The following is a 25,292-nucleotide window of genomic DNA, read 5'->3' on the forward strand; positions in this document are numbered from 1 at the left end:
CCTCACCCCACCGCCCCAGCCGCGCGCCTAAGCGCACTCCGCACCCGCGCCGCCAGTGCTGCATCAAAGCGCACTTCCGGCACGGCCACGCTCAGTACGCCGACCATCTGGCCGTTGCTCAGCACTGGCACGGCAGTGCCGCAGATGCCCAGGGTGGCTTCGTGGCAGGCGGTGCTGATGCCCTCTTCGCGGATGCGGGCGAGGTCGGCGCGCAGGTCTTCGTCGCGGACGCGGGTGTGTTCGGTCATGGGCAGGCGCGTGCTTTCGGCGAAGTAGCGATGCAGGTCTGCGTCTGACAGCCAGGCGAGGATGACTTTGCCCGCCGCCAGGCAGTGCAGCGGGCGGCGCGCGCCCGGTTCGATGGCATAGCGCAGGGTCTGGTCGCTCGCTTCGGTGACCACGGCTTCCACTTCCCAGCCGACGCGGACCATGAAGCTGGCGGTTTCGTTGAGCTCCACCTTGAGCGCGCGGACCAGCGGGGCCATGCGGTCGGCCAGGGGCAGCGCCGCCGGGGCGACGCGCAGCCGCTCCAGCCCGGGGCCAGGCAGATAGCGCCGCCCTTCCCGCGCCAGGTATTGCCGCTCTACCAGCGTGGCGAGCAGGTAGGACAGGCTCGACACCGGAATGCCCAGCGCCTGGGCCACGTCCTGCGCCACCACGCCGCCGGCATGGGCCACGACGAATTCGATCACGTCGAGCGTGCGCAGCGCCGATTTGACCGGGGCAGAGGTTGACGGGGCAGAGGCCATGGGTGGGGTGGTCCTTTTTTTGGGGCGGCTTGGGCGTTTGCGCTTGGCTTCGCACCACCCCCAACCCCCTCCTCTGAAGAGGAGGGGGCTTTTTGTTTTTGGTTAGGGTTGGAAGAGGAGGGTGCCGCGTCTTTCGGAAAAGCGCCAGCCTTGGGGGGTGCGCACGAAGCGATCGTGGAACGAGCCGACCAGCGGAGCGGGCGCGCCGGTGAACAGCAGCATGGCACTGGTGCCGCGCGCGGTGTTGGCGCTTTCCACGTCGATCACCACGTTGCTGCAAACGTGCCGGGTGGTGCGCGGCGGGCAGGCGCGGAAGGCGGCGAGGATCGCGTCTTGCCCCACGATCGGGGCATCGGGCGCGGTCGGCCGCGTCATCAGGCCATCGGGGGCATAGAGCGCGGCGGCCTCTTCCCAGCGCGCCTCGTCGTTAAGGTTGGCATAGAGCGCGATGAGGCGGGCGCAATCGGCCTCGATCGCGCGGCGCTCGTCCTCGGTCAGCGCGCCAGTCACAGGCGGGCCCCGGCGATATCGGCGCCCTCGCGCAGGGACTTGAGCTTGCGCCAGGTGACGATCGGATCGATCTTGCCATAGCCGGCAAAGGTGCCAAAGCCGCAATCGGTGCTGGCCACCACGCGATCGGGGCCGACGATGGCGGCAAAGCGCTCGATGCGCTGGGCCACCAGTTCGGGATGCTCGACATAGTTGGAGCAGGTGTCGATCAGGCCTGGCGCCAGCACCTTGGTATCGGGCACCTTGGCATCGGCCCAGACTTTCCATTCATGCTCGTGGCGGGGATTGGCCGCCTCGAACAGCACGGTGGAAGGCCGCGCCTTGAGGACGATATCGATCACCCGTTCGAGCGGGATATCGTGATCGTGCGGGCCTTCGTAATTGCCCCAGCACACATGCATGCGCATCTTTTCGGGCGGAATGTTGGCGGTGGCGGCATTCAGCGCCTCGACATTGGCGGCCGCCACTTTCAGGAAGTCCGCCTCGCTCATGTCCTGGTAGCCGGTATGGCGCGACATGGCGAGATCGGGGCAATCGAGTTGCAGGAAGAACCCGGCGTTGACGATCGTTTCGTATTCCTCGCGCATGGCATCAGCGAGATCGGCGAGATAGGCTTCGTGGCTGGGATAGTGGCGGTTGACTTGGAACGCGGTGATCAGGCCCGGCGAGGCCGCGTTCATGAAGCCCTGCGTATCGGGCCCACCATGGGCGTCGAGCGCGGCGCGGAAGCGGCGGATATCGTCGTGTAGTGGTTCGAGCGTGACCAGCTTGACCGGCCCGATGCATGAGGCGCGGACAAATTCCTGACTGCCCATGATCGCGGAGAGCTTCTTGGCCAGGCCCGGCACTTCGGCCAGGTCAGCCGCCGGCTTGCGATCGATATGCCCGCCAAAGCCTGACAGCCGCTCGATCATGTAAGTGGAATAGCCCACCTTGCCCAGTTCGCCATCGCTGACGATCGACACGCCCGCGTCCACCTGGTGGCGTACGGCATCCTTCACCGCCGCGCCGACCTTGGCGTCGAAATCGGCAGCGTCATAAGGCTTGCCGGCATCGCGGGCGAGCAGCAGCGGCGTAAGTTCCTCGCCCCGCGGCAGGCTGCCGACATGGGTGGTCTTGATATGGGCCACGGGGCCTCTCCCTTGCGCTATTTCACGGTTGTGAAGATTTCATAGCGGCTCACCCACGCCTTGCAAGGCCGATTGCGTGGCGCCGGCGCGATCCTGCGCCGGGCGGCGGCCGGTGAGGCGCAAGTAGAAGCGCGAGAAATAGGATGGATCTTCAAAGCCTAGCTCGGCGGCCACCTGGGCGGCGGTGGCGTTGGTATAGCGCAGCAGGCGATGCGCCTCGCGCGCCAGGCGGCGGTGGACCACGTCCATGGGGGAACAGCCCAGCCGCGCCGCGGTGAGGCGCGAGAGGGTGCGCGGCGTGGTGCCGAGCGCGCTGGCATAGAACGCCAGGTCGCGATGGCTGCGAAAGTGCACCTCTACCAGTTGGGCAAAGCGATCGAGCCGCGTGTCGGGCGCCGGGCCAGCATCGGGCGCGCCTTGCGCCACGCAGCGCGCCAGGGTTTCGGCCATGGCCAGAAGCAGCGGATCGCCGGTGGTGTGATCGGCTTGAAGGGCGAGCATTTCGGCCGCGAGCCAGGCCGCGCGGCGCGCCGGCGCCCCCTCGAGCGGGGCGGCCTGCCCCTGGGTCAGCGCGCGGCGCAGCGGATCGGCCGGCGCCGGCGCGCGGGCGAGGAAATCGGCACCGAGCGTGACGACATGGCCCACCACATCGGCGGCAAAGCGGAAGCCGTGCACCACGCCGGCCGGCACGATCACCGCCAGGGGACCGGCGAGCGCCTGTTCCACCCCATCAAACGTGATCCGCGCCTGTCCGCTGTGCACCAGCAGCACTTGCACGAAATCGGCATGGCGATGGGGCCTGATTTCCCAATCGTGCAAGGAAGAGCGCGCGGCAATGGTTTCGATATGGGCAAATCCGGCGGCGATCCCACCCTGCTGCCCGCCATGCTGCTCACCGTAGAGGGCATAGCTGGGAATGCGCAGGCTGATCATCGCTTGTCCTGAAAGTGCCATCTTATGTCAGCCCCATGCATTCCCGCATGGCCCTGCCGATGTCAAGAAAGCAGGGCATGGCAGCCCCGCCCGATGGGCCGCCACGGGAGAGACACGCGCGATGAAAACCCAAGTTGCGATCATTGGTGCCGGCCCCGCCGGGCTGTTGCTGGGCCACCTGCTGCGTGCCGAAGGCATCGAATGCGTGGTGGTGGAACGCCAGACCGGCGACTATGTGCTGGGCCGCATTCGCGCCGGCGTGCTGGAAGCGATCACCGTCAACCTGATGGAGCGGCTGGGCCTGGATGCCCGGCTCAAGGCCGAGGGCCTGGTGGAAGAAGGCTTCAACCTGGCCGATGGCGAGCGCCTGATCCGCATCGACGTGGCCAACCTCACGGGTCAGACCGTGACCGTCTATGGCCAGACCGAAGTGACGCGCGACCTGATGGATGCCGCGCCCGAACGCGGGTTGCCGGTGCTCTATGGCGCCAGCGACGTGGCGCTGCACGCGATCGAGAGCGACGCGCCCTACCTCACCTTCACCCACGACGGCCGCGAACAGCGCCTGGACGCACGCTTCATCGTTGGCTGCGATGGTTTCCATGGCCCCTCGCGCAAGGCCATTCCCGCCAGCGTGGCGCGCGAATACGAGCGGGTCTATCCGTTCGGCTGGCTGGGCATCCTGGCCGACGTGCCGCCGTGCAACCACGAGCTGATCTATGCCAACCACGAGCGCGGCTTTGCCCTGGCCTCGATGCGCAGTTCCACGCGCAGCCGCTATTATGTGGACGTGCCGCTGACCGAAAAGATCGAGGACTGGAGCGACGCGCGCATCTGGGACGAGCTCGCCATTCGCCTGGGCCCCGATGCCGCCGCGCAGATGACGCGTGGCCCCTCGATCGAAAAGTCGATCGCGCCGCTGCGCTCCTATGTGTTCGAACCCATGCGCCATGGCAACCTGCTGTTGTGCGGCGATGCCGCGCACATCGTGCCGCCCACCGGCGCAAAGGGCCTGAACCTGGCGGCGAGCGACGTGCACTACGCCGCCCAGGCACTGAGCGGCTTTTTCAAGCACAACGATGCCGATGCGATCGCCGGCTATTCGGCCAAGGCGCTGGCGCGGGTGTGGAAATCGGAACGCTTCAGCTGGTCTTTGACCAAGCTGATGCACCGCTTCCCCGAAGACGGCCCGTTCGAGCGGGCGATGCAGGTGGCCGAGCTGGACTATATCTCCACCAGCCGCGCCGCGCAGACCAGCATTGCCGAAAACTATGTAGGCCTGCCGGTCTGACCGAGGTTCCGACGCGGGGTGGCTGGCCTCTCTCCGCCACCCCGCGCCGGACAAACATGACCATCGCGACACGAATTTTCCCCGGAATGTGACAGATCGCCGCCTATCGTCACAAGGCCGTCACATACCATAGACACAAGGCCACTGTTGTTTCCCCCCAACAGGCAGGCCCATGCGCCAGATCGACATTCTGCTGACCAACCCGCTGGACGGCGGCCTTGACCCCTTTGCCCACGGCGATCTCAAGGTGGTGTTTCACCCCTGGCATGGCTCGGGGCCCCTGCCCCTGCTCGACGGGCGGCCCTGGGCGTTCGTCGACTGGCTGCTGCCCGAGCTTTCCGGCCTGGAACTGTGCCGCCGCTTGCGCGCCGACATGCAGACCGAAGCGGCGCATGTGACCATGGTGTTGGAAGATGATGACGCCGAGGCCAAGCGCCGCGCGCTACGTGCCGGGGCGGATGACTATATCCTCGGCCCGATCGACCGCGGCACCGTGCTGGATCGCGTGCTGTCGGTGCAGTTGCCCGAACGCGAGACCGTGGCCCGTACGCTGCGCCTGGGCGAGCTGAGCCTGGACCTGACGGCCTTGCAGGCGCGGTGGAAGGACAAGGCGATTGCCCTGATGCCCAATGAACTGCGCCTGCTGCGCTATCTGATGGAGCAGCCGGGCCAGGTGTTTTCGCGCCAGCAGCTGATCGCCGCGCTGGGCAAGCAGGGCCAACCGATCGACGAGCGCACCGTGGATGCCTGGGTCAGCCGCCTGCGCCGGGCGCTGCGCGATGCCGGCGCGGGCTATCCGCTGCGCACCGTGCGCGCATTGGGATATGTGCTGGACAAGCCGTGATGGTCGGGGGCTTTGCCGCCGGTGAGCGGGGGCGGATTATCTGATCACGCTTCCGTTCGGGCTGAGCTTGTCGAAGCCGCCCGGCACCGCTGTGCAAGGCTTCGCACCACCCCCAAACCCCCTCCTCTGAAGAGGAGGGGGCTTTTTGCGGGGCTTGGCTTAGAACTTCGCGCCGGCGCGGATGCCGATCGTGCGCGGCTGGTTCGGCACGATGTAGACGCGGTTGTAGCACGAACCGCAGGCGACATAGCGTGACAGCTGGCCGCGTTCGTCGAACACGTTGGTCGCGAACAGTTCGAGCGAGTACTTGTCCCACTCGCTGCCGATGGCCAGGTTGAACTGCGTGAACGCATCAAGGCGGCCAAGCAGCTGCGCAGGATTGATGGTTTTGCCTGTGCCAGCCTGGATCACCGCCGTGCGCAGATCGGACGCGGCCGAGCTTTGATAGGTGGCGTTGATCTGGCCATAGACCTTGGCTGCACCGACCGGAACGCTGTAGCGCGCCGTGCTGGCCAGCTTCCACTGCGGGGTGATCGGCAGGCGCGTGCCAGCCGGGGCAGCAATCATGTTGCCATCGCCGGTGCAGGTGTAGGTGGGGTCATCGATCGCGCACAGGTTCTTGCGCATCTTGGCGTCGGTGTAAGCGCCGCCGAAGTTGAACGAGAAGCCGCCCTTGACCACGTTGGCATCGAATTCCACGCCGCGAATGCGGGCGTCGGGGCCGTTGTGGATTTCGGTGAAGCTGTTGGCGCCGAGGTACGAGAACTGGAAGTTCTTCCAGTTCTGCTGATAGACCGCCACGTTGAAGCGCAGCAGGCCATCGAACAGCGTGGTCTTGAGGCCCAGCTCGAAGTTGGTCAGGTAATCGGGCTTGTAGGCTGCCACGTCGGCGCGGCGGTTGATGCCGCCCGGGCGGAACCCGCGCGAAACCGTGGCATAGGCCGTGATGTCGCGATCGGGCTTCCACGTCAGGTTGAAGCGGTAGGTGCCGCCATCGCCCTTGGCGCGCTTGGGCACGACCGAGCCGTTCACGTAATCACCCAGGTTGGTGCACGGGCTGTCACCCACCGCCGGCGGCAGGAGGGTGATGTTGGTTTCGCCCGCCAGCTGCGCATTGCGCAGGGTGAGACCATCGGAGGTGTAGCAGCCCGCCACGCCAGTGCGGGTGGAGCCGGCAGCGTTGGGCGGCGGGTTGCCATCGGCACCCTGGTAGAACGCCGGATTACGACCGAAACCGAAGAAGCCGATCAGCGAGTTGTCATACTTGAAATAACGGCCGCCTGCCGTTGCCGTCAGGTTAGGCAGGATGTCGTAGCTGACTTCCCCGAACGCGGCATAGTCCTTGTCGACGCGGTGCTGCTGCGTCAGCCACAGCGTGCCGGGCTTGCCATTGACCGAGAGCAGATCGGCCAGACCGGCGACCTGGTAATCCTGGTGGATCAGGTTCGACTGGCGCTGGTAGAACAGGCCGCCCACGAACCGCAGCGGCTCGCTGCTGGGCGAGGCAATGCGCAGTTCCTGGCTCATCTTCTTGAAGTGATCCTGGCCGATCACCTGCTGGATCGGCTTGATCTGGTTGCCGGCATTGTCCTTGTAATAGAAGTAGCCGGCCAGGCCGCCGACGCCGGAATAGAGCGAGTCATAGGCTTCGGCGTAGTCGGTGTAGTCGCTGGACGAGAAGGTCTTGCGATCGAGATAGGCACCGGCATAGGTGAGATCCCAGCTGCCGATCTTGCCTTCGATGGTGAGCGAGGCCTGGGCAAAGATATCGCGGCGGTATTCGGGCAGGAAATGCTGCACCTGAAGATCGCCCAGCGAGGTATCATAGCCATACGAACCATGGCTGCGCGTGTCCTGGTACATGATCCCGGGCGTAACGGTCCAGTTGTCGTCAAGATCGACCTTGAGCAGGGCGCGGCCGCCCGAAATCTCGGTGTCGTTGTAGTTCTTCTTGACGAACTGGTTGTTGTTGATGGTGATGCCACCGGGCTGCGGCAGGAAGCTGCGCGTGCCGGGCACGTTGTCGATATAGCCGGCATCCTTTTCATAGAAGCCGACAATGCGCAGCGCCGCCTTCTGCGACAGCGGGATGTTGACCATCCCTTCCACCTTGCCGCCGGTGCCGCCCTTGTGGACCTTGTTCAGTTCCACATCCATGCGGCCGTAATAGCCCGAGGTATCGGGCTTGTTGGTGATGATGCGGATCGTGCCGGCTTCCGACGAAGCGCCATAAAGCGTGCCCTGCGGGCCGGCGAGGCTTTCGATGCGGGCGATGTCGTAGACATGCACGTCAAGGTTGCCGCCGATCGTGGTGACCGGCTGCTCATCGAGATAGACGCCGACCGAGGGCAGCGAGCCCGAGTGGTTGCCATCCCCGCCCGAGGCGACGCCGCGCATGTAGATGATGTTGGTGCCCGGCGTGCCCGAGCTTTGCGCGACGACGGTCGGCAGTTGCTGGGTATAGCCGTTGAAGTTCGAGACGTTGAGCTGGTCAAGCTTTTGCGTGCCGAGCGCCTGGATCGAAATCGGCACGTTCTGCAGGTTTTCCGAACGCTTTTGCGCGGTCACGATGATGACGTTGCCACCGCCTTGATCGGCCGATGCCTGGGGCGCGGCATCCTGCGCCATCGCGATGCTGGCCGGAGCCAGGAGCGCGGTGCTGGTCATCAGCAGAAAACGCGGGAAACCCGCCGTGGCAATACGCATGCTTAACCCACCCTGTTGCAATTCTTGTGCGTTGGGTGTGCGCTGCGACACGATCGTGCGTCAAGCGGTTACAAACTCCACCAATCGATCACAGATGACCGTGGCAGTTTTGCAACGCATTGCCGGTTTCAGACATAAGTTTGCGGCGCGTCAGGATAGGCATCGAGCACCGGCCCCAGCGCGGCCTTGAGCGGATCGAGCCATGGCTCGAACGGCTGCCAGGCCTGGGTGCCTTCGCGGAAAATCGGCTGTCGCACTTGTTCGGAACTGGCGGTGCGCACGGCGCGTTCGGTCTGGTAGAAGGCCAGGCACGCCGGCTCGAACGGCAGGCCGCAGGCGTCGAGCAGCGCGCGCACCTGCGCCTCGGTATCATCGACCATGCGTTCATAGATCACGCGGTGCACGGCGCCGGGCTGCACCGCATCGACATGGGCCATGAGGCGTACGTAATCGGCGTAATAGCGGCCCATGTCCGCCAGATCGTACGAGAAGCCCTGCCCCCGCGCGAAATGCTGCTTGAAGTTGGAAAAGCAGCAACCGAGCGGATGGCGGCGCGCGTCGATGATCCGCGCGCGCGGCAGGATCAGGCGGATCAGCGGCACATGCACCCAGTTGTTGGGCATCTTGTCGATGAACAGCGGCCGGTCGGTGTGGCGCTGGATGCGCGTGCTGTGCAGATAGCTTTCGCCCATCGCGCGCAATTCATCGGGCGCCAGCGTGGCAAGCCCGGCAGGATAATCGGGCACCTTGCGCGCCAGCTGCGCGATATCGGGCAATTCGCTGGTGCCCTCGACCTGGCTGTGGCTGGCCAGGATCTGTTCGACCAGGGTGGAGCCGGCGCGCGGCATGCCCAGGATGAAGATCGGATCGGGCGCATCGCACCCGGCCCCGGCGCGCGCGGCAAACAGGTCTGGCGTGGCCGTGGCGATCATCGCATCGACCGTCGCGGTGGTTTCATCGGCCTTGTAGGGAATGCGGCGGCGGCGCAGCGCATTGCCCGCGGCATAGTGGGCAAAGGCATCGGCTGCCTGCTTGCGATCCTCGAACGCCTTGCCCAGCGCGAAATCGAGGTGCCAGCGATCTTCGGCATCGAGCGCGGGATCGGCGAGCGCCTGCTGCATTGCAGCAATATCAGCGTCGTCAAACCGCACGGTCTTGAGATTGGCCAGGCTCCACCACGCTTCACCCAGCCCCGGCATCAGCGCCAGGGCACGGCGATAGGCGGCGATGCCATCAGCCTGGCGGCCAACGGTCTTGAGCATGTGGCCATAGCTCATCCACACGCGCGGCTGGTCGGGCGCTTCGGCAAGCACGCGTTCGTAGAGGGCGAGCGCGGCATCGAACGCGCCGATGCGGCCATTGGCAGCGGCGGCGAGATTGGCATGGCCGAGGTTTTCGGGGTCTTCCTGCGTCACTTGCGCCAGTTGGTCCAGCGCCTCTGCCGCGCGGTTGGTGCGATAAAGCACCAGCGCCAGGTTGGCGCGCGCCGGGGTGAATGCCGGGTCGAGCTCGATCGCGCGGCGCAGCAGGTTTTCCGCATCGGCATAGCGGCCGATGCGGCCGGCCAGTTCGGCAAACAGGCGGATCGCGCGCACATCGAAGGGATCATCCTTGAGCAGGGCGCGCAGCAGCGGTTCTGCCCGGGGCAGGTCATTGGCGTTCATCGCTGCGGCAGCAGCGACAAGGCGCGGATCATAGGCGGGGCGCGGGGCCAGGGTCACGGTGCTCATCAGACCGCGTAACAAACATGGTGACGCCGCGCGATCAAGCGTTAGTCTCTGTTGCTACCAGACCCCGGAGGATTTTACGGCGTGAACGAGAAAGCAAAACGTGGTCTTGGTTTCTGGATGACGCTGGCCCTGGTGGTGGGCAACCTGATTGGTTCGGGGATTTACCTGCTGCCGGCAACGCTGGCCCCGCTCGGTGCCAACCAGCTGGCTGGATGGATGGTGACGATCGGCGGATCGCTGTGCATGGCCACGGTATTCGCGCGCCTTTCCGCCCGCCAGCCGCTGCCGGGCGGGCCGTTTGCCTATGTCATGCAGCAATTCGGGCCGGGCGCGGGTTTTGCCGCAGCCTGGGCCTATTGGACGATGCTGTGGGCGGGCAATGGCGCGGTGGCCGTGGCCGTTGTGTCGAACCTCAGCCTGCTGGTGCCGTGGTTGAGCCACACCCCCGGCGCGCCGGCGGCCGTCGCAGTGGGCGCGGTATGGCTGCTGACGGCGGTCAATATTCGCGGCGTGCGCGGCGCTGGCGATGTGCAGGTGATCACCACGGTGCTCAAGCTCGTGCCGCTGGTCGGGCTGATCGGCCTGGCGCTATGGTTGTTCGCCACCGGCACGCCGCATGTGGCGCAGCCGCCCGTGCCGCTATCCCCCACGCTTATCGCCAGTGCGGCGGGCCTCACCTTCTGGGGATTTCTCGGGCTGGAATCGGCCACCGTGCCATCGGACAAGGTGGAGAACGCCGGCAGCGTGGTGCCGCGCGCCACCTTGTGGGGCGTGGCGCTGGCCGGCGCGGTGTATCTGGGTATCGCCCTGGCATTCCAGGCCTATATGCCACAGGGCGCGGCGGCTGCCTCCCCTTCGCCGGTGGCAGAATTCCTGGGCCAGCGGCTGGGCGGCGATATTTCGGGCGTGGTGGCGATCTTTGCCGCGATCAGCGCGTTCGGCACGCTCAACGGCTTTATCCTGGTCCAGGGCGAAGTGCCCTGGGCGATGGCGCGCGACGGGCTGTTTCCCGCCTGGTTCGGCAAGGAAACCAAGGCCGGGACGCCGATCAACGCGCATCTGGTGTCGTCGGGCCTGCTGACGGTGATCACGCTGCTCAACTATGGCCGTGACATGGGCAACCTGTTTACCTTCATCGCCTCGATCAGCCTGGCGGCGGGCATGCTGACCTATATCGCCACGATGGCCTCGGCGATGCGCCTGCTACGCGATGAACCCTGGGTGGTAGTGCTGGCCGTGCTGGCCGCAGCATTCAACGTCTGGGCGCTGTGGGGCCTGGGGCTGGAAGCGATTGCCTATGGCCTGGTGCTGGTGGCGCTGGGACTGCCGGTCTACCTGGCGGTGCGGTGGCGGAAAGCTGCAGCGGCTTGAGCTTTTTCTTTCAGGTGCTTGCGCTTGATTTCCACCACCCTAACCCCCTCCTTTCGAAGAGGAGGGGGCTTTTATGTTGCATTATCCCCGGTGCAGCATTTTCCATAGCAGCGAGCGGTCGCGGATGATTTCGGCCGCAGCATTGTGGCCCGGTGCGCCGGTCACGCCGCCGCCCGGGTGCGTGCCCGATCCGCACATGTAGAGGCCCTTGATCGGGGCGCGATAATCGCCGTGGCCCAGCACCGGGCGCGCGGCCCACAGCTGTTCCAGGCTCATGCGGCCGTGGAAGATATCGCCGCCGATCAGGCCGAACTTGCGCTCCAGATCGAGCGGCGAGTGAATCTGGCGGGCGATCACCGCGTTCTTGAAGTTGGGCGCGTGTTCGGTGATCGTGTTGATCACGTGATCGGCGACTTCCTCGCGCACATCGTCCCAGCTGCGGCCATCGGGCAGCTGCGGGCTGAACTGCTGGCAGAACAGGCTGGCGACATGGGCGCCTTCGGGCGCCAGGGTCTTGTCCACCGTGCTGGGGATCTTGATTTCGACGATCGGCTTTTTCGACCAGCCGTGCACGCGCGCATCGTCATAGGCCTGGTCCATATAGTCCATGCCCGGGGCGATGATGATGCCGGCGGTATGATGCTCGGCCAGTGCCTTGCCCGGCAGCACGGTGAAATCGGGCAGTTCCGACAGCGCCACGTTCATGCGGAACGTGCCCGAGCCGGTCTTGTAGCCATCGATGGCGCGGGCGAAATCGGGCGCCAGGTCGCTGCGATCGACCAGCTGGCGATAGAGCAGCGCGGGGCCGACGTTGGCGGCTACGATCGGGGCATAAAGCTCCTCGCCGCCCGCCAGCTTGACCCCGGCAGCCTTGCCGTTGTTGATCAGAACCTTGTCCACCGGGCTTTCCAGGCTGATCTCCACCCCGGCGAGAGCGCAGGCCTTGGCCATGGCCTGGGTGATCGCGCCCATGCCGCCCACCGCGTGGCCCCAGGCACCCAGCTTGCCGTTGACCTCGCCAAACACGTGGTGGAGCAGGACATAGGCCGAGCCGGGCGTGGACACGCCGGCAAAGTTGCCGACCACGGCATCGAAACCGAAGGCGGACTTGACGTGATCATCCTCGAACCAGCTGTCGAGGAAATCGCGGGCGGAACGCGTGAAGATATTGAGCAGGTCGCGCTGCGCCACCACGTCCATCTTGGCCAAGGGCCAGCCCTGCTTGGCAGCAGCGGCCAAGGCGTGCAGCCCGCCACCGACATTGGGCGGGCATTTCAGCGAGAGATCGCGCAGCACCTGTGCGACCTTTTCCAGCGCAGCATCGTAATGCGGATAGGCCGCAGCATCCTTTTGGGAAAAGCGCGCGAACTCCGCCTGCGTACGCTCCGCGCCGCCACCCAGCTTGAGATAGGTATCGGCAAACGGGAAGAAGTTGCTGATCTGGCGTTCGAGCACGCGATAGCCATGATCGGCCAGCTTCATGTCGGCAATCACCTGCGGGCGCAGCAGGCTGACGGTGTAGCTGGCGGTGGAATTGCGGAAGCCGGGATGAAATTCCTCGGTCACGCAGGCGCCGCCAACGATGTCGCGGCGTTCCAGCACGCGCACTTTCATGCCGGCCTTGGCGAGGTAGAATGCACAGACCAGGCCGTTGTGGCCGCCGCCGATGATCAGGGCGTCGTAGCGGTTGCTCATCGTGTGGGTTCCTTCGTGGGATCAAAAGATACTGTTGTTGATGGCATCGTCACCCCGGACTTGATCCGGGGTCCAGCTGGAATGCTGGCACAGCGCCGGAAAAGAAGCGGGACCCCGGATCAAGTCCGGGGTGACGACGAAAAGGTTTAGCGCCTGCTCCACCCTTCGGCAGGCTGATGATGCAGCCGTGCCTCGGGAATCAAGGTGCGGATCTTGCGGGCAAAGCTGCGCAGACACACTTCGCTGCGGCCGATCGGACCGGCGCCATAGCGGGCCGATTGCATGCCCTGCTGCACGTTGGTGATCAGCCAGGTATCCTCGGCATTGACGACGCGGTTGATCCGCCAGTTGGCATAGCGCACCAGCTTCATCGTGCGCCGCTGTTCGGGCGGGGTTTCGCTGTCGGGCAAGGCAAAGACCATTTCGCGCAAGGTGCAGGTGGTCGGCGATGTCGGCAGCCACTGCATGAAATCGATCTGATCGGCATAGATGTCGAACGCCATGTTGGGCCACAGCTTGTAATAGAGCCAGCGCCGCTGCGCCACATCGGGCAGATGCGGCACGCGCGGCAGGTGCGTCTGGTAGAACCGCTCCCAGAAATGCGGACTGGGCGCGTCGACCAGATCGCCCTTCATGCGATCGACCCAGGGCTCTGCCGTAATCTCGTAGGACTTGCCAAAGATGCGCGAGAGACCGTCGTGCGCCACGGGAATGTGCAGGTTGTCGGAATAGTTATCGCCCACATTCTTCCAGTTCACCGCGCGGCTGCGTTCGCGCACATCGCCCATGCGGCGCATGTCGGCCAGGCGATAGCGCGCCACTTCGGCCTCGTATGGCGCCATCATCTCGGCCACCGAGGGGAAGCCGCGATCCTCCAGCCGCACGAAGACAAAGCCGTGCCATACTTCCAGATCGACCGGCACCAGTCCGTTCTGCGCCAGATCGAGCGCGGGATAATCGCGCTTCATCGGCACGCCGGTCAGCCGCCCATCGGTTTCATAGGTCCAGGCGTGATAGGGGCACACCAGCTTGCGCGCGCAGCCCGCTGCGCCATCGACCAGGCGCATGGCGCGGTGGCGGCACAGGTTGTGAAATGCGCGCAGGCCGCCGTCCTCGCCCCGGATGACGATGACGTTCTCGCCGCAATAGGCCAGGCTGCGCCAGGCGCCGGGTTGGTCCAGATCGCTGGCGTGGCACACGATCTGCCATGAGGGGCGAATGATCCGCTCCATCTCCAGCGCGGCAAATTCAGGATCGCGATAGATCCAGCCCGGCAAGCTCCAATCGGCATCGGGATCGGGCGCGGCGCCGTCACCGGCGCATTGCGCCATCGTCAAATGGCGGTGTTCATCAAGGGCAAGATCGGCCATGGGTGACTCCCCGCGTGATTTCTTATTGAACGATCGTACAACAACCATCGGGAAGTGCAAGATGCAAGGTGCCGATCCCCGGCCTGGGCGCGTTCCGCGTGCCGCCACCCCCGCCCGTGCCGCCGCCACAGATCGCGCGCTGCCACGCCGGGCCGAACCCGATGCGCGCCGCCACAGCCTGATAGAGGCGGCGATGCGCGTGCTGGCCCGCGCCGGTGCCAATGGCGCCAGCGTGCGCGCGATTGCCCAGGAGGCCGGCGTATCACCTGGCCTGGTCGGCCACTATTTCAGCGGGATCGATGCGCTGATCGCCGAAACCTACACCCACGTCGATGCCATGGTGACGCAGGCACTCAATGTGGCGGTGGCGGCCGCGCCCAGCGATCCACGCGCCCAGCTCGAGGCATTCGTCACCGCCAGCTTTACCGCGCCGATTGCCCAGCCGGCCTTGCTGGCCACTTGGATCGCATTCTGGAGCCTGGTGACCAGCCAGCCACAGATCGCCCGCCAGCATGACGAGCAATATGCCGGCTATCGCGCCCGGCTGGAGCAGTTGCTGCGCGAGGCCGGCGTGGCTGAGGGTGACTTGCGCCACGCCGCCATTGCGGTGACGGCGTTGGTGGACGGGTTGTGGCTGGAGCTGTGCCTGTCGCCGCAGTGCTTTTCGAGCGAGGAAGCCGGGGCGATTGCGCGGCGGTTTCTGGGGACGGTGTGTGGAGATATGGTGGGCGAGTAACGCCCAAGCGGGACCCCGGATCAAGTCCGGGGTGACGTTAAATATCTGCAGTTTAATTATTTCTTCGTCACCCCGGACTTGATCCGGGGTCCAGCTTAGTGTCGTGTCCCAAGTCCTCACCAAAGCACGCTAAGTTGCTGAATCAATCTGGCAGTTCGTCTAGTTTGCTGCCGCCGAGGAAGATTGCGGATCAATGCCTGCTGCGTTGCTATTATCGCCACCCTGCGCTTGTCTTTCCAAACTTGCAGGACGCGAGGGGAACTGAATGCCCGATAGGTAGGTTGCCCGCCGTTGAGCAACACACGGCGCATCGCCCGAATTTGTGAAATGTGGCGCTGCGCGAACCAATGCGCCTGCGGGCTGTGGCACTTCATAAGTCGCGCGTAGCTCGCTTGCCGGCTTGACCGGTATTCTTTCCACCTGGGGTCTTGTTCGCGCAACGTCCGGCTCATGCAAATCTTCCTGAGCTACCTCGTTGACAGCTACAGTAGCGCTCTCGCTCCACCACCCCCAACCCCCTCCTCTGAAGAGGAGGGGGCTTTTTGGTCAGATGTTTACTTCGACAGGTCGGTGAACAGGCTGGTGAAGTACACCACACCCGGCGCGACGTTGGACAGGGGCACGCGTTCATTCAGGCCGTGGGCGAATTCTTCGCTGTCCTTGATCAGCACGGGGCTGGCGCCATAGGCATCCACGCCGTTGACGCGATACCACATCGAGTCCGAGGCGCCCGAGGCTTGGGCCGGGATCACGGCAATGCCGGGATAGGCGAGGTGAATGGCCTTGTTTGCCGCGTTGACGAAATCGGGCCGCATCGGGCTGGCCGGTGACGGGGTGGAGCCTTCGGTCACGTCACTGAACTTGACCACGGGCATGTTCGCCACCTTGGCCAGTTCGGCCATGATGTCTTCGCGCTTGTGGCCGGGGAAGATGCGGCAGTTGATGTTGGCCGTGGCGCGCTGCGGCAGTGCGTTCAAGGCGTGGCCACCGTTAACCATGGTGGGCACGCAGGTGGTTTCGATGCGGCCGATGAATTCGGGCAAGCTGCGCAGCGTGGCGATGGCGTCGGCATCGGTGGGATCGGCCGCGAACGAACGCATGGCGCCGGCAACCTTGGGATCAGGCGTGATCTTGGCGGCGCTTTCGAAGAACGCCTTGGTCAGCGGGCTCTGTTCCGGGGTGAAGTGATAGGCGCCGATGTTGACCAGCGCCTTGCTGAGCTGGACAATCGCGTTGTCCTTGCGCGGGGCGGAACTGTGGCCGCCGGGGTTGGTCACTTCCAGCTGGAAATCGGCATAGTTCTTTTCCGCGCCGTCCCAGGTCCAGGCCAGCGGCTTGCCGGTGTCTTCAGCCAGCATGCCGCCGCCACCATCGACGTTGATGACCAGGCCCGCCTGGCCCTTGAGCCGTTCGGCGATCAGGCGGCTGGTCTTCATCGTGGTTTCTTCGTCGCCCGAAAAGGCGATGATGATCGTGCGCTTGGGCTTGTAGCCCTTGTGGCGCATCTCGATGAGCGTGGAGACCGCGAGCGCGGCGTTGAACTTCATGTCGAGCGCGCCGCGCCCGAACAGGTAGCCGTTTTCAACCACCGGCACGAAGGGATCGCGCTGCCAATCGGCGCGCTTGGCCTCCACCACGTCCATGTGGCCCGACAGCACCAGCGGCTTGAGGCTGGGATCGCTGCCTTTCCAGGTGGCGATGAGATAGGCGGTATCGTCAACCGGGACGATATCGATGTCGGACGGCGCCCAGCCGGCCTTGACCAGCGCGTCGCGATAGAGTGCCGCCACCTTGGGCGTTTCATTGCCCGGCCCCTGGACCGAGCGCATGGCGATGCTTTGCTTGGACAGCTCGAGAGTCTGGGCTTCGGCCTCGGCATGGGAATTGCCGGCGGCCAGCGCGGGCGTGCTGGCAAGCGCCACGGCGGCAACGCTCAGAATGGCAGGCGAAACCAGGTGCAACGTCAGTTTCATGTGGGGGGCACTCCTTCTGGGCGCGGAACCTGATACCGATCGGTTTCGCACACAACCTTTTTTGCGATGCCAGATGTGCAAAACCCCGGCGCCCATGGGGCACCGGGGCTTGCGCCTGCCGCAGCAGAGTGTGGATCAGTCCTTGACCTTGGACGTATCGAACGTGCCGAGACCTGGCTTGAAGCTCTTTTCATCGAGGAACTGGCGCGTGGCTTCCTTGCGGGCGGCCACGCCACCATAGCTGTGCAGCGCTTCCTGGGCGCGGATCAGATAGTCTTCGGCATTTTCATAGGTCATGTCGATCATGCGACGCACGGCCCACTTGGTGGCGCGCAGGGCATGGCCGTCCTTCTTGAGCAGCGCCTCGGCAATCTCGGTCACGCGGGCCTTGAGCTGGGCGTGGGGCACGGATTCGGTAACCAGCCCTTGCGCCGCCGCCTGCGGACCGGTGAGGTTTTCACCCATCATGGCGTGATAGATCGCCTTGCGCAGCGGCATGAGATCGGCCGCCACCTTGGACGCGCCGCCGCCCGGCAGGATGCCCCAGTTGATTTCCGACAGGCCGAACTGCGCATCGTCGGAAGCGACGGCGATATCGCACGCATAAAGCGGGCCATAGCCGCCGCCAAAGCACCAGCCGTTGACCATGGCGATCGTGGGCTTTTCATACCAGCGCAGGCGGTTCCACCAGCGATAGGCTTCGCGCTGCGACTTGCGGATCGCCCACAGGCCCTGCGCTTCGGTTTCGCGGAAGTATTCCTTGAGATCCATGCCGGCCGACCAGGCATCGCCCTCGCCCGACAGCACCAGCACGCCCACGTCGTCGCGGAATTCGAGTTCCTCGATCACCTTGAGCATCTGGCGGTTGAGCTTGGGGCTCATGCAGTTGCGCTTTTCCGGGCGATTGAAACGCACCCAGGCGATGCGGTTCTCGATCGTGACGGCAACGGTATCCTCTTCCGCGCGAACGGCCTGTTCGTCTGCCATGCTCTTGTCCTTTCTGGTCTTGATCTTGCGAATTGGGAGAAATCGGATTTTTTGTTTCGTCACCCCGGACTTGATCCGGGGTTCCGCTTTGCTGGTCGCAAGGAAAGAAGCGGGATCCCGGGTCAAGCCCGGGATGACGAGGGGATGGAACGGTTAAATCGGGAAGTGACCGGGCTGGGTTTCCATGGTGATCCAGCGCAGTTCAGTGAAGCTGTCGATGCCGGCCTTGCCGCCAAAGCGGCCGTAGCCCGAGGCGCCGACGCCGCCGAAGGGCATCTGCGCTTCATCGTGCACGGTGGGGCCGTTGACGTGGCAGATGCCCGAATGGATCTGGCGCGCCACGCGCAGGCCGCGCGCGGTGTCGCGGGTGAAGACCGCGGCCGAGAGGCCATATTCGCTGTCGTTGGCCAGTTCGATGGCGTGCGCTTCATCGCGGGCATGGATCACGCCGACCACCGGGCCGAAGCTTTCGTCGCGGAACAGCTTCATGTCCTGCGTCACGCCATCGACGACATGGGCGGGCATCAGCACGTTGTGCGTGGTGTCACCACCGGTCAGCAGCGTGGCGCCATGGTCGAGCGCGTCCTGCACCAGGCTTTGGCAATGGGCCACGGTCTTGGCATCGACCACCGCGCCCAGCGGGGTCTTGCCCTCGCGCGGGTCACCCACGGCCAGGGTTTCGACCTTGGCCTTGAACCGCTGGGCAAATTCGGCAGCCACGGCCTCGACCACGATGATCCGCTCGGTGCTCATGCAGATCTGGCCCTGGTTCATGAAGGCGCCGAACGCGGCGGCCTTGACCGCTTCATCCAGATCAGCGTCTTCCAGCACGATCAGCGGCGCCTTGCCGCCCAGTTCGAGCAGGCAGGGCTTGAGGTGGCCGGCCGCGCGCGTGGCGATGATCTTGCCCACGGCGGTGGAGCCGGTGAAGTTGATGCGCTTGACCTGCGGCGCATCGATCAACGCGCCGACCACGGCGCCGGCATCGGCCGGGGCATTGGTGACGACCTGGACCACGCCTTCGGGGAAGCCGGCCTCGGCAAAGGCCTCGATGATCAGGGCATGGGTGCGCGGGCACTGGCCCGAGGCCTTGAGGATCACGGCGTTGCCGCAGGCCAGCGGCACGGCGATGGCGCGCACGCCCAGGATGATCGGCGCATTCCACGGAGCGATGCCCAGGATCGTGCCGACCGGTTCGCGCAGCGCCATGGCCAGGCAGCCGGGCTTGTCGGACGGGATCACTTCGCCAGCGATCTGCGTGGTAAGGGCCGCCGCTTCGCGCACCATGCTGGCCGCCAGGCCCAGGTTGAACAGCGCCCAGCCCTTGGTCGCGCCGATTTCGCCCATCATCGCCTCGACAAAGGCATCGGCGCGCGCTTCGAGCGCGCTGGCCGCCTTCATCAGCACGGCGCGGCGGGCATTGGGGCCCAGTGCAGCCCACGCGGGAAAGGCAGCGGCCGCCTTGGCCGTGATCGCGGGAATGTCGGCCGCCTGCATGGCCTGCGCCGAGGAGGCCACCGTACCATCAAGGGGATTGCGCCGTTCGAACTGCATCGTGAGTCTCCCAATTATGTTATGGTTTATAGCAATCATCCCGGGAGCCTGCAACACGGGACTGTCACCCGCGGCCAAAGCGTGCCCGAAAGGGTAAGCCCCCACCCTGTCATTTCGCCTAGGCGAACGGGCTTAGCAGTTTGCAAATTGCGCATCGCCGCCAACCGGTTGCAGATGTTTCAATCGGCTTTTTCTATTTATTTCCATAATTTTGACCCCGATCCATGGTTCCATGGGGGAAACAGCGTTTCCTGCAAGCGCGTTAACAATTGCATTCTACGCAACTGTATACCAAATTTTCGCACTTGCGCTTTTGCGCTGCGGCAGACAAAAGGGACGGGCCTTTCAGGCATCCTCTCCCAAACTATCCAAGGGCCGCCCATCTGGTGCGGCCTTTTTTTTCGTCTGGTTTTGCCGAGCAAAGGGCCGCGTATTGTTCCTAGGATCAATGGCGCGCGGGCCGGCAAACGACCATCGTGGCGAGGCCGAGCCGGGGGGCATGTGGCAGCAAAGCCGCATGGTTCAGGCCCAAGCCGAAAAAGATAACGAACGCGGATGACGGCGCCATGCGGCCCGATCATAAGGGCGACCGGCCCTGGACCGTCACGAGAGGATAAAGCCAAGTGCACGTGAGAGTTGCAAAATCCCGTTCCGTTCTGTTGGCGTCGCTCGCGCCTGCCGCGCTGGTTTCGGCCGCACTCGGGCAGGCCCTGCCGAGTGCAGCCTGGGCGGCCGAGGCACCTGATGCGGGTGATGGCGGCGCGACGATCGTGGTGACGGGTGAAGGCCTGGCGCAGAGCCCGGCGGCTCCGGCTTATGATACCCAGACCATCTCCGCCGCGCAGCTTCAGGCTACGGCATCGGGGCGAATCGATGATGCGCTGCTCTCGGCCGCCGGCGTGCAACAGTTTCGCCGTTCAGACAGCCGCGCGTCCAACCCTTCGGCGCAGGGCATCACACTGCGCGCGCTGGGTGGCAATGCCACCAGCCGCACGCTGGTGCTACTCGATGGCGTGCCGATGGCCGACCCGTTCTTTGGCTATATCCCGATGACCGCGATCGATCCCGAACGGCTCGCGAGCGTGCGCGTGCAGCGCGGCGGCGGATCGGGCGCATTCGGCGCCGGCGCGGTGGCCGGCACCGTGGACATGACCAGCGCTGGGGCGCAGAGCCTGGGCCTGCTCAATGCGCAGGGCATGGTCGATGATCGGGGTGAGACGTCGCTTTCGGCAGCGCTTGCCCCCACGCTCGGCCAGGGCTTTGCCGTCGTCACCGGCCGGTGGGACCGGGGCCAGGGGTTCTGGACCACGCCGGAAAGCCAGCGCGTGCCGGCCAGCGTGCGGGCGCGCTATGACAGTTGGTCAACCGGCGTGCGCGCCGTGGCGCCCTTGACGCCGGACGTCGAATTGCAGGCCCGCGTCGCTGCATTCGAGGACAACCGCACGCTGCGCTTTGCCGGGGCAGACAATGGTATCAGCGGGCAGGACGCCAGCCTGCGCCTGGTTGGCCGTGGGGCGTGGCAGTTCGATGCGCTGGCCTATGTCCAGACGCGCGATTTCCACGCCGTGACGGTCAGCTCCACCAGCTTCAAGAAGACGCTGGACCAATATGCCACGCCATCCACTGGCCTGGGCGGCAAGCTCGAACTGCGGCCACCGGTGGGCGGTGGCCACGTGCTTAAGCTCGGCACCGACTGGCGCCGGGCCGAGGGCGAGACCAAGGAAAACGCCCTGTCGGCGGCAACCGGCCTGGTCACGGCACGGCGCCGCGCCGGTGGGCACACCGACGACGTGGGCTTTTTCATCGAGGACGACTGGACGCTGGGGCCGCTGGTGCTGACCGCCGGCGGGCGCGCCGATCGCTGGGCGATCACCCAGGGCCATTACGAAGAACGCAACGCTGCCGGCACGGTGACCAGCACATCGGCCACCGATCCGGCCGTTGCCGCGCGCAGCGGCTGGCAGGGCAGTTGGCGCGCTGGCGCGGTGCTCAATGCTGCATCATGGGCGGCGCTGCGCGGCGCGGCCTATACCGGGCTGCGCCTGCCCACGCTCAACGAACTGTATCGTTCGTTCACGCTGGCCGCCCCCAATGGCAATGGCGGCGTGTCGCTGACCACCACCCAGCGCAATCCCACATTGAAGAACGAGCGCCTGCTGGGCTTTGAAGCAGGCATCGACCTGACCCCGGCCAAGGGCGTGATGCTGTCGGTCACCGCGTTCGACAACAAGGTGAAGGATGCGATCGCCAACGTGACGCTGTCGTCCACCGGCAATACCACGGTGCGCCAGCGCCAGAACGTGGCCGCCGTCCATGCGCGCGGCGTGGAACTGGGCGCCGAGGTGACTGCAGGCACGGTGTCATTCAACGGCAGCCTGGCGTGGACCGATGCCAAGGTGGAAGCGCCGGGCACCGCGCTGAATGGCATGCGCCCGGCGCAGACGCCGCGCATTGCCGCCAGCGGCACGCTCGCCTGGCACCCCGCCCCGCGCTGGACCGGGGCGCTGACACTGCGGCACGTGGGCCTGGCCTATGAAGACGATCTGCAAACCGCGCCGCTGCGCGCGGCCACCACGCTCGATGCCTTTGCCCAGGTCCCGCTGACCAGCTGGGCCAGCCTGGTGCTGCGCGGCGAAAACCTGTTCGATACCACGATCGTCACGCGCAATTCGGGCGGCACGATCGATATCGGCACGCCGCGCACGCTGTGGGCCGGCCTGCGCATTGGGATGCGGTAAGCGCGCCGGGGCCGCGTTTTCAGGAAAGGCCCTTCGACAGGCTCGGGGCGAACGGGGTTCTGGACTATCAGACCGTTCAGGCTGAGCCTGTCGCAGCCCGGCTGCTGCACATCCAGCCTGCAATCGTATTCTATCCTGCGACGGGCAGACACATGCAGGATTTGCGCCTAGCGTTCCAGCCGTGGGCAGACGCGCAAGGGCAGCGCGCACGGCCTGGGGGATGGGCTTTTGCACCGGGCGATCATACGCAAGACCAGGGCCGCAGGCGGCCATGACGAAGGCCAGCGGGCCGGCGCGATTTCCACCAATCTGGTGATGGGCAAAACTCTGCGCTTGTCGGCGGGGGCAAGGCTGGCTTACCCCTGGCAACGGGAGGTCGCAGCCGGTGCATGCCAGGCTGCGGCAACAAGCCGCTGGCCGGGGGCCGCGTGTCGCAAGGGGGCGGCGCCGGATCTGCGTGACACGGGGGCAGGAGCCACAGGAAGGCCGGGATAACCGGCCCGGTTGATGGTGCGCCCGCAAGGGCGCAGCATGACAAGGCCCAAGCAGGTGGAGCTATAGCCATGAGCCTCGAAATCACGTCCAAGGTTGCCGAGATCGACGCCCACATCATCGATGTGCTGCGGCACCGCGTGGGCAAGGATGAACGGGCCGCCAAGCCCCACGACTGGTACACCGCCACCTGCCTGGCGCTGCGCGACGTGATCATCGATCGCTGGATGGAATCCACCCGCAAGACCTATGACCAGGGCGGCAAGCGGGTTTACTATCTCAGCCTGGAATTCCTCATCGGCCGGCTGCTGCGCGACGCGCTGTCGAACCTGGGCCTGACGCGCGAAATGGAAAAGGCGCTGGCCAGCCATGGTTTTGACCTGGCCGCGCTGGAAGAGCTGGAACCCGATGCGGCGCTGGGCAACGGCGGCCTGGGCCGCCTGGCGGCCTGCTTCATGGAAAGCCTGGCGAGCCTGGACATTGCCGCCTACGGTTATGGCATCCGCTATGTGAACGGCATGTTCCGCCAGCGCATCGACGATGGCTGGCAGGTGGAACTGCCCGAAACCTGGCTGAGCCACGGCAACCCGTGGGAGTTCGATCGCCGCGAAAGCGCCTATATGATCGGCTTTGGCGGCGAGGTGATCGACAACGGCGATGGCGTGGAATGGCGCCCGCATGAAAAGGTCGAGGCGAGCGCCGTCGATACGCCCGTGGTGGGCTACAAGGGCAAGCGGGTGAACACCCTGCGCCTGTGGACCGCCAACCCGCTCGATCCCATCCGCCTCGACGCGTTCAACGCCGGTGACCACGCTGGCGCGCTGGCCGAGCAGGTGCGCGCCGATGCCCTGGTGCGCGTGCTCTATCCGGCCGACAGCACGCCGGCCGGCCAGGAACTGCGCTTGCGCCAGGAATACTTCTTCACCTCCGCCTCCATCCAAGACATCGTGCGCCGCCACGCGCAATACCATGGCGATGTGCGCACCCTGCCCGAAAAGGCCGCGATCCAGCTCAACGACACGCACCCCAGCGTGGCCGTGGCCGAACTGATGCGCATCCTGGTGGATATGTACGGGCTTGAGTTCAACGAGGCCTGGAACGTGACCAAGCGCACGGTGGGCTATACCAACCACACCCTGCTGCCCGAAGCGCTGGAAAGCTGGCCGCTGCCGCTGTTCGAACGCCTGCTGCCGCGCCACATGCAGATCATCTATGCGATCAACAGCCGCGTGCTGCGCGAAGCGCGCAAGGCCGGGCTGGACGACCGTGCGATCGCCGCGATCAGCCTGATCGACGAGGGCGGCGAGCGGCGCGTGCGCATGGCCAACCTGGCCTTCGTGGGCGCGCATTCGATCAACGGCGTGGCCGCGCTGCATACCGAGCTGATGAAGACCACGGTGTTTGCCGATCTTCACGCCCTTTATCCCACGCGCATCAACAACAAGACCAACGGCGTCACCCCGCGCCGCTGGTTGCAGCAGTGCAACCCGCGGCTGGTGGGCGTGATCAAGGACGCAATCGGCGATGCGTTCCTCGACGATGCCGAAAAGCTGTCCGATCTCAACGCGATGGCCGATGACGCGCAGCTTGGCGAACGCATTGCCGAGGTAAAGCGCGCCAACAAGGTGGCGCTGGCCGGGCATATCAAGCAACTGACCGGCGTCAGGATCGATCCCGATGCCCTGTTCGACGTGCAGATCAAGCGCATCCACGAATACAAGCGCCAACTGCTCAACCTGATCGAAACAGTCGCGCTCTATGATCAAATTCGCAGCCACCCGGAACGCGACTGGACCCCGCGCGTAAAGATCTTTGGGGGCAAGGCGGCGTCGAGCTATCACAACGCCAAGCTGGTCATCAAACTGGCCAACGACATTGCCCGCCGCGTCAACTCCGATCCTTCGGTCGGGGGCCTGCTCAAGGTGGTGTTCGTGCCCAACTACAACGTGACCCTGGCCGAACGCATCATCCCTGCCGCCGATCTGTCGGAACAGATTTCCACGGCCGGGATGGAAGCATCGGGCACCGGCAACATGAAGTTCGCGCTTAACGGCGCGCTGACGATCGGCACGCTCGATGGCGCCAACATCGAGATCAAGGACCGGGTCGGCGATGACAACATCGTGATCTTCGGCAAGACCGCCGAGGAAGTGGCGGCGATCCGCGCGGATGGCTATAACCCGCGCGCCGTGATCGAGGGCAGCCGCGAGTTGCAGCAGGCGATCTCGGCCATTGCCAGCGGCGTGTTCTCGCCCGACGATCCGCACCGGTATGCCGGGCTGATGGGCGGGCTCTATGACAGCGACTGGTTCCTGGTTGCGGCCGATTTCGATGCCTATCACGCCGCGCAGCGCGGGGTTGACGCACGCTGGGCCAACCAGCCGGCGTGGCGCGCCAGCGCCATCCGCAACATTGCCAACGTGGGCTGGTTCTCGTCGGATCGCACGATCGGCGAATATGCCCGCGACATCTGGGGAGTGTGA

General features: G+C 65.3%; 17 protein-coding genes. 6 read left to right on the top strand and 11 right to left on the bottom strand.

All coding sequences use genetic code 11. The features are described from left to right. Nucleotides 1-2: 2 nt before the first annotated feature. The 4 genes from C8K14_RS03250 to C8K14_RS03265 form a co-directional block, all read right to left on the bottom strand. Nucleotides 3-749, bottom strand: coding sequence for an IclR family transcriptional regulator (locus C8K14_RS03250; RefSeq protein ID WP_107715667.1), 747 nt, complete (start codon nucleotides 747-749; stop codon nucleotides 3-5). 102 nt (nucleotides 750-851) lie between these two features. Next, complete coding sequence (locus tag C8K14_RS03255) at nucleotides 852-1,259, bottom strand: nuclear transport factor 2 family protein (RefSeq protein ID WP_233250875.1); 408 nt, start codon at nucleotides 1,257-1,259, stop codon at nucleotides 852-854. Next, nucleotides 1,256-2,389, bottom strand: a complete 1,134-nt coding sequence (locus tag C8K14_RS03260; protein WP_107715668.1) for a cobalamin-independent methionine synthase II family protein — start codon at nucleotides 2,387-2,389, stop codon at nucleotides 1,256-1,258. Before C8K14_RS03260 ends, C8K14_RS03255 begins: the two co-directional genes overlap by 4 nt. 39 nt (nucleotides 2,390-2,428) lie before the next feature. Continuing rightward, nucleotides 2,429-3,322 (bottom strand): helix-turn-helix domain-containing protein, encoded by an 894-nt coding sequence (locus tag C8K14_RS03265; protein ID WP_210426763.1) that lies wholly within the window; start codon nucleotides 3,320-3,322, stop codon nucleotides 2,429-2,431. 121 nt (nucleotides 3,323-3,443) lie between these two features. Here C8K14_RS03265 and pobA point away from each other — a divergent pair, with 121 nt between their 5' ends. Both pobA and C8K14_RS03275 read left to right on the top strand, forming a co-directional pair. Further along, nucleotides 3,444-4,613, top strand: a complete 1,170-nt coding sequence (pobA, locus tag C8K14_RS03270) for a 4-hydroxybenzoate 3-monooxygenase (RefSeq protein WP_107715669.1) — start codon at nucleotides 3,444-3,446, stop codon at nucleotides 4,611-4,613. A gap of 172 nt (nucleotides 4,614-4,785) precedes the next feature. Then, nucleotides 4,786-5,457 carry a response regulator transcription factor gene (locus C8K14_RS03275; RefSeq protein WP_107715670.1) on the top strand — a complete coding sequence of 224 codons (672 nt, stop codon included), beginning with the start codon at nucleotides 4,786-4,788 and terminating at the stop codon, nucleotides 5,455-5,457. A gap of 159 nt (nucleotides 5,458-5,616) precedes the next feature. On the opposite strand, the gene C8K14_RS03280 is transcribed toward C8K14_RS03275, so the two are convergent. Next, the gene (locus tag C8K14_RS03280; RefSeq protein ID WP_107715671.1) at nucleotides 5,617-8,163 is read right to left on the bottom strand and encodes a TonB-dependent receptor; all 2,547 of its coding nucleotides are present in this window, start codon (nucleotides 8,161-8,163) and stop codon (nucleotides 5,617-5,619) included. Between the two features lie 128 nt (nucleotides 8,164-8,291). Beyond that, a complete protein-coding gene (locus tag C8K14_RS03285; protein WP_107715672.1) occupies nucleotides 8,292-9,893 on the bottom strand; it encodes a sulfotransferase in 1,602 nt (533 codons plus the stop codon). An 81-nt stretch (nucleotides 9,894-9,974) separates the two neighbouring features. On the opposite strand from C8K14_RS03285, the gene C8K14_RS03290 reads away from it, so the two are divergent. Next, the gene (locus C8K14_RS03290; RefSeq protein WP_233250876.1) at nucleotides 9,975-11,264 is read left to right on the top strand and encodes an APC family permease; all 1,290 of its coding nucleotides are present in this window, start codon (nucleotides 9,975-9,977) and stop codon (nucleotides 11,262-11,264) included. Nucleotides 11,265-11,345: 81 nt separating this feature from the next. On the opposite strand, the gene C8K14_RS03295 is transcribed toward C8K14_RS03290, so the two are convergent. Both C8K14_RS03295 and C8K14_RS03300 read right to left on the bottom strand, forming a co-directional pair. Further along, entirely contained in the window at nucleotides 11,346-12,959 is a 1,614-nt protein-coding gene (locus C8K14_RS03295) for an NAD(P)/FAD-dependent oxidoreductase (protein WP_107715674.1), read from the bottom strand. Nucleotides 12,960-13,105: 146 nt separating this feature from the next. After that, a complete protein-coding gene (locus tag C8K14_RS03300) occupies nucleotides 13,106-14,290 on the bottom strand; it encodes an aromatic ring-hydroxylating dioxygenase subunit alpha (RefSeq protein ID WP_369974034.1) in 1,185 nt (394 codons plus the stop codon). A gap of 100 nt (nucleotides 14,291-14,390) precedes the next feature. On the opposite strand from C8K14_RS03300, the gene betI reads away from it, so the two are divergent. Then, the gene (gene betI / locus C8K14_RS03305) at nucleotides 14,391-15,065 is read left to right on the top strand and encodes a transcriptional regulator BetI (protein WP_107715676.1); all 675 of its coding nucleotides are present in this window, start codon (nucleotides 14,391-14,393) and stop codon (nucleotides 15,063-15,065) included. A 554-nt stretch (nucleotides 15,066-15,619) separates the two neighbouring features. On the opposite strand, the gene C8K14_RS03310 is transcribed toward betI, so the two are convergent. From C8K14_RS03310 to C8K14_RS03320, 3 genes are all read right to left on the bottom strand, one after another. Continuing rightward, on the bottom strand, nucleotides 15,620-17,038 hold the full coding sequence (locus C8K14_RS03310; protein ID WP_107715677.1) for a M20/M25/M40 family metallo-hydrolase: 1,419 nt from the start codon (nucleotides 17,036-17,038) through the stop codon (nucleotides 15,620-15,622). Nucleotides 17,039-17,173: 135 nt separating this feature from the next. Next, nucleotides 17,174-18,025: a p-hydroxycinnamoyl CoA hydratase/lyase gene (locus C8K14_RS03315; protein WP_022677381.1), complete on the bottom strand. Its 852-nt coding sequence runs from the start codon at nucleotides 18,023-18,025 to the stop codon at nucleotides 17,174-17,176. 153 nt (nucleotides 18,026-18,178) lie between these two features. Then, on the bottom strand, nucleotides 18,179-19,579 hold the full coding sequence (locus C8K14_RS03320; RefSeq protein WP_107715678.1) for an aldehyde dehydrogenase: 1,401 nt from the start codon (nucleotides 19,577-19,579) through the stop codon (nucleotides 18,179-18,181). A gap of 659 nt (nucleotides 19,580-20,238) precedes the next feature. Between C8K14_RS03320 and C8K14_RS03325 the strand changes: the two genes are divergently transcribed. Next, on the top strand, nucleotides 20,239-22,317 hold the full coding sequence (locus tag C8K14_RS03325) for a TonB-dependent siderophore receptor (RefSeq protein ID WP_233250877.1): 2,079 nt from the start codon (nucleotides 20,239-20,241) through the stop codon (nucleotides 22,315-22,317). A gap of 563 nt (nucleotides 22,318-22,880) precedes the next feature. Then, nucleotides 22,881-25,292 (top strand): glycogen/starch/alpha-glucan phosphorylase, encoded by a 2,412-nt coding sequence (locus C8K14_RS03330; RefSeq protein ID WP_107715679.1) that lies wholly within the window; start codon nucleotides 22,881-22,883, stop codon nucleotides 25,290-25,292.

The sequence above is a fragment of the Novosphingobium sp. GV079 genome, from assembly GCF_003058045.1.
Taxonomy (GTDB): Bacteria; Pseudomonadota; Alphaproteobacteria; order Sphingomonadales; family Sphingomonadaceae; genus Novosphingobium; species Novosphingobium capsulatum.

Coding starts and splice junctions, on each gene's coding strand:
- pobA (WP_107715669.1), top strand. CDS start 3,444: ATGAAAACCCAAGTTGCGATCATTGGTGCCGGCCCCGCCGGGCTGTTG.
- C8K14_RS03300 (WP_369974034.1), bottom strand. CDS start 14,290: ATGGCGCAATGCGCCGGTGACGGCGCCGCGCCCGATCCCGATGCCGAT.
- C8K14_RS03280 (WP_107715671.1), bottom strand. CDS start 8,163: ATGCGTATTGCCACGGCGGGTTTCCCGCGTTTTCTGCTGATGACCAGC.
- C8K14_RS03265 (WP_210426763.1), bottom strand. CDS start 3,322: ATGATCAGCCTGCGCATTCCCAGCTATGCCCTCTACGGTGAGCAGCAT.
- C8K14_RS03310 (WP_107715677.1), bottom strand. CDS start 17,038: ATGAAACTGACGTTGCACCTGGTTTCGCCTGCCATTCTGAGCGTTGCC.
- C8K14_RS03315 (WP_022677381.1), bottom strand. CDS start 18,025: ATGGCAGACGAACAGGCCGTTCGCGCGGAAGAGGATACCGTTGCCGTC.
- betI (WP_107715676.1), top strand. CDS start 14,391: ATGCAAGGTGCCGATCCCCGGCCTGGGCGCGTTCCGCGTGCCGCCACC.
- C8K14_RS03330 (WP_107715679.1), top strand. CDS start 22,881: ATGAGCCTCGAAATCACGTCCAAGGTTGCCGAGATCGACGCCCACATC.
- C8K14_RS03295 (WP_107715674.1), bottom strand. CDS start 12,959: ATGAGCAACCGCTACGACGCCCTGATCATCGGCGGCGGCCACAACGGC.
- C8K14_RS03250 (WP_107715667.1), bottom strand. CDS start 749: ATGGCCTCTGCCCCGTCAACCTCTGCCCCGGTCAAATCGGCGCTGCGC.
- C8K14_RS03285 (WP_107715672.1), bottom strand. CDS start 9,893: ATGAGCACCGTGACCCTGGCCCCGCGCCCCGCCTATGATCCGCGCCTT.
- C8K14_RS03320 (WP_107715678.1), bottom strand. CDS start 19,579: ATGCAGTTCGAACGGCGCAATCCCCTTGATGGTACGGTGGCCTCCTCG.
- C8K14_RS03275 (WP_107715670.1), top strand. CDS start 4,786: ATGCGCCAGATCGACATTCTGCTGACCAACCCGCTGGACGGCGGCCTT.